This window comes from Mycobacterium sp. TH-M11, from assembly GCF_057473725.1.
The window spans coordinates 1-3,908 of sequence record NZ_JBYCLD010000115.1; the positions used below are offsets into that span (position 1 = coordinate 1).

3 protein-coding genes and 1 pseudogene are annotated in these 3,908 nt (G+C 64.1%); 2 read left to right on the top strand and 2 right to left on the bottom strand.

The window, feature by feature from the left end; genetic code table 11:
- Positions 1-843: 843 nt before the first annotated feature.
- Together AC2VOG_RS04950 and AC2VOG_RS04955 are read left to right on the top strand one after the other, a co-directional pair.
- Entirely contained in the window at positions 844-1,326 is a 483-nt protein-coding gene (locus AC2VOG_RS04950) for a CAP domain-containing protein (RefSeq protein ID WP_486938806.1), read from the top strand.
- A gap of 76 nt (positions 1,327-1,402) precedes the next feature.
- Complete coding sequence (locus tag AC2VOG_RS04955; protein ID WP_486938807.1) at positions 1,403-2,821, top strand: SDR family NAD(P)-dependent oxidoreductase; 1,419 nt, start codon at positions 1,403-1,405, stop codon at positions 2,819-2,821.
- A 54-nt stretch (positions 2,822-2,875) separates the two neighbouring features.
- Here the strand turns inward: AC2VOG_RS04955 and AC2VOG_RS04960 are convergent, their stop codons facing one another.
- Together AC2VOG_RS04960 and AC2VOG_RS04965 are read right to left on the bottom strand one after the other, a co-directional pair.
- The gene (locus AC2VOG_RS04960; protein WP_486938808.1) at positions 2,876-3,340 is read right to left on the bottom strand and encodes a hypothetical protein; all 465 of its coding nucleotides are present in this window, start codon (positions 3,338-3,340) and stop codon (positions 2,876-2,878) included.
- Between the two features lie 170 nt (positions 3,341-3,510).
- Positions 3,511-3,908, bottom strand: a pseudogene (locus AC2VOG_RS04965) (hypothetical protein); the annotation flags it as partial.

Sequence of the window (3,908 nt, forward strand, 5' to 3'; positions counted from 1 at the left end):
CGGCGAGCTGAACCTGCTGGTAAAACCTGTCACGTCCCTGCCAGCGGCGAACAGACTCGCGCTGCTCGGCAGTAGCATTTGCGCTCTGGTCCGCGAATATCCACGTTAGGCGCGCCGCAAGGGCTTCGGCTTCTTCGCCTGTCGGCAATCCCGCCCTCCCCAGTGGATCTCTTCGGCAGTTCCCGCCTTTAGCGCCGACACTAGTGTTGCGCTTCTTCGTCGTAAGTCCGCCGAAGCTGCGTGTCGCAACCCTGTTGCGCGGAGGCCTTCATCCGGGCTGCGGCGCACGTCAGATGTTGTTGACTTGGGTCAACAGATTGCTCGTCAACGGCCGCGAATGCCCAAGAACTACCGTGTTGACTCGTAAACCGTTTACGCAGCTCAGACGGGTTATATGCGGCTTCGATTCCCGGCAGCTCCACTTAAAGGGCCACAGAGATGTGGCCCTTTTCGCGTCCAGGCGACCGCATCAGGGAACAGGCTCTCACCAATTACGGTGTCACCGCAGGCAGCGTGAGCGTCTCGAGCGGCGCGTGGTCGTGGAACCCAATACTCTCGCGCCATCCGCAGCGTCGGCTTCCGCGGCAATACCGTCGGCGCGGCAGTCTCGATCGGCTGACACGCGTATCACGCAGGTCCGCTCGCCGCTATTCGAGGAGTGGAGGGATCCGGCATACCCACCCAGACGCTGAGTGGTCATCGTCCGCGGCCAAGCGTCGGCAAGCCGCCGCCCACGGGCACGTTCCGCTCAAGGTGCGGAATGGCTATTCCTGACCTTTGATCATCGGAGCTGGGTAGCATTGCCCGCTGTATCAGCAAAGTGAGCGCGGCGCAGAGGGCAGCATGACCACGAAAGTCAAGATCGTCTCGGCATTGTCGATCTGCACTGTCGCCGTGCCGGCTCTTGGTGCCGTTGCCGGTTTTGCTGCGCGCGCAGACGATGTGAGAGCCGCAATCTATGACGGCGTCAACGAGCTTCGCCAGACATGCGGGGTGATCGGTGATGACCCGCGTTTGACGGCCGCCGCCCAGCGGCACGCGGACGACATGCTGATGAACGGTGTTGGCGGCGGCCACATCGGTTCGGACGGATCTTCACCCCAGGCGCGTATCGCCGAGGCTGGCTACACCAGGACCGCTATCACGAGCGAGATCGTCTACTGGGGCAGCGGATCTCGTGCGACTCCGAGCTCGGCGCTCGACTTATGGATGGATAGCCCTGCGCACCGCGCGATCATTCTGGACTGCGCATTCACCGCAGCGGGCTTCGCAATCGCCGTGGATGGCAACAAGATGATCGCCGTCGGCGACTTCGCAGGTCCGTAAAACCAATCTGGGCCAAGCCACTTCCGATCAGTGGCATCGCTGGGCCGGACGCGGATGAGCCCCGTATCCTTCCACGGTGAACGCGATCGACCCGGACAAGCTCAACGTCTGCCTGCAGGTGTTGGCCGATATCGAGTCGCTGCCGCCCGAGCATCCCGATGCCGTTGCCGTGCGTCGGGCCACCGCGGGCATCTTCAAGTCGGTGCGCAAAGCCCGCCGCCACGCCAAACGCGACGCGGTAGCAGCCGCCGATCGCGCTGTTGTTGCTGCTACCGCCACCGGCGCGGCTGGCCGCATCGACGACGAGACGCAAGGCCTGCCGTTGGTATCGACGGCGGCGGGCGCCACCGCAGGCACCTTGCTCCGGTCGCGTGCCTGCTACATCTGCAAGAGCCACTACACGGTGGTGGACGCGTTCTACCACCAACTCTGTCCGGAGTGCGCCGCGCTCAGCCACGCCAAGCGCGACGCCCGCACTGACCTCACCGGCAAGAAAGCCCTGCTGACCGGTGGCCGCGCCAAGATCGGCATGTACATCGCCCTGCGACTGCTGCGCGACGGCGCTCACACCACCATCACCACTCGTTTTCCGAACGACGCCGTGCGCCGATTCGCCACGATGCCCGATAGTGCCGAGTGGTCGCACCGGCTACGTGTTGTCGGTATCGACCTGCGCGACCCGGCTCAGGTCGTCGCACTCGCCGACACCGTGGCCGCACAGGGCCCGCTGGATATTTTGATCAACAACGCCGCCCAGACCGTGCGCCGCGCTCCCGGTTCCTACTCGGCGCTCGTCGAAGCGGAGCGCACCCCCGCACCGGAAATAGTCGACGTGATCACGTTCGACCGCGTCAGCGACGCCCATCCCGCGGCATTGGCCGGAAGCCTTGCCGAGCATCAAACTCCGCACGGCCTCACGCAACTGGCGCTCGCCGCCCGGAGCGCGTCCCCGGACCGGATCGCCGCCGGCACCGCCATCGACGCGGGTGGCCTGCTTCCCGATACCGCGCCGATCAACAGTTGGACCCAACGCGTGCATGAGGTCGATCCGATGGAACTGCTCGAAGTTCAACTGTGCAACCAGACCGCGCCGTTCATCCTGGTGAGCCGGCTGCGTCCGGCGATGGCCGCGTCAACGTCCCGCCGCAAATACATCGTGAATGTGTCCGCGATGGAGGGTCAGTTCAGTCGCGCATACAAGGGCCCAGGGCATCCGCACACCAACATGGCGAAGGCCGCCTTGAACATGCTCACCCGCACCAGCGCGGCTGAAATGCTGGAGCAGGACCGCATTCTCATGACCGCCGTCGATACGGGCTGGATCACCGACGAGCGTCCGCACCCGACCAAGCTGCGGCTGGCCGAGGAAGGCTTTCATGCCCCACTCGACCTTGTCGACGGCGCTGCTCGGGTATACGACCCGATCGTCCGCGGGGAGTCCGGCGAAGATCTCTACGGCTGTTTCCTGAAGGATTACTCGCCGAGCAGCTGGTAGCAGCGACGCGCTCCGGTTGTCGCCGAGCAGCACTGCCTTGTGATGCGAGGACAGTCAGTTTCCTGTGACGATCCGTTGCTCGGCGTAGCGGCCGGTCACGACATTTGCCGTGGGCGGGCTCTGCATCCGTCGTGCTTCCCGCTTGATTCGCCGACTCAGCACGCGGTCGTCGCGCCGAGTCAATGCGGCAGCGCGCTCGCTCAGGAGATTCAGTTGCTTCCAGCTGAGCCCGTCGAGATCGCCGACGGAGTCATGAGTGGCGACCACAACGGCGCCGAATAGCAGCGGCACGGTTTTTGCGGTGAACCGCGTGGTGGCCAGGAGCATTTCGGTCGCGTTGCGGTTGAACGTCCGCCGGCAGTGACGCGTCAAAGGCGCGAACCAGAAGTCGAACTGCCGATCGGCACTCGTCAGGCTTTCCAGCCCGTAGTCGTGGACGAGCCTGACGATGTCGGCATTGCTGTAGGCGGTGGTTTGGTAGGCGACGCCGCCAGGGCTGAAGTACAGGATCGTGTTCATGTCGGTTGTCCTTTCCGGCTCAGGGTTGGACCTCGAGGTGAATAACTGGGAATCACATAGATGTAATTCCCTCTATCACAGTTGGGCTAAACATTCCTGACGAAAAAGACACGATTCGGTCGCGAAGAGCTGGCCCGAGAGTGACACTGCACGGGACGGCGGCGGTGAAGCTACCAGTGGAGCAGCGTGCCAAGCTCAGTCAGCAGTGTGCTCCCGGTCGACTGGACCAGCTCGGGCATGTTGGCCCATTCCGCCGTCGCCACACTTCCCAGCGCGGTGGGGAAGTCGTTGTTGGCGCTCAGGATGGCGGTCGCCAGATCGTCGCGGGCATTGAGGAAGCCGGCGATGATCCCGGTATTCGGGTTGAGAACTGTGTCGCTGAACAGGGATCCGAGTTGCTGGGGCAGTAGCAGCGACAGGACGGTCTGGCCGACCGCCAATTCGGTGGGCAGGCTGATGTCGCTGGCCGCCAGGGGCAGGGTGTTGACGATTGCCTCCAGGCTGCCGACCGGATTGGTGAGCAGGTCGTGGTCGACGGCGGCCCAGTCCGGGGACAGCGCGGGGGTGA

Bases quoted from the DNA above. Each gene is read 5' to 3' on its own strand.
- AC2VOG_RS04950 (WP_486938806.1), top strand. From the start codon at position 844: ATGACCACGAAAGTCAAGATCGTCTCGGCATTGTCGATCTGCACTGTC.
- AC2VOG_RS04960 (WP_486938808.1), bottom strand. From the start codon at position 3,340: ATGAACACGATCCTGTACTTCAGCCCTGGCGGCGTCGCCTACCAAACC.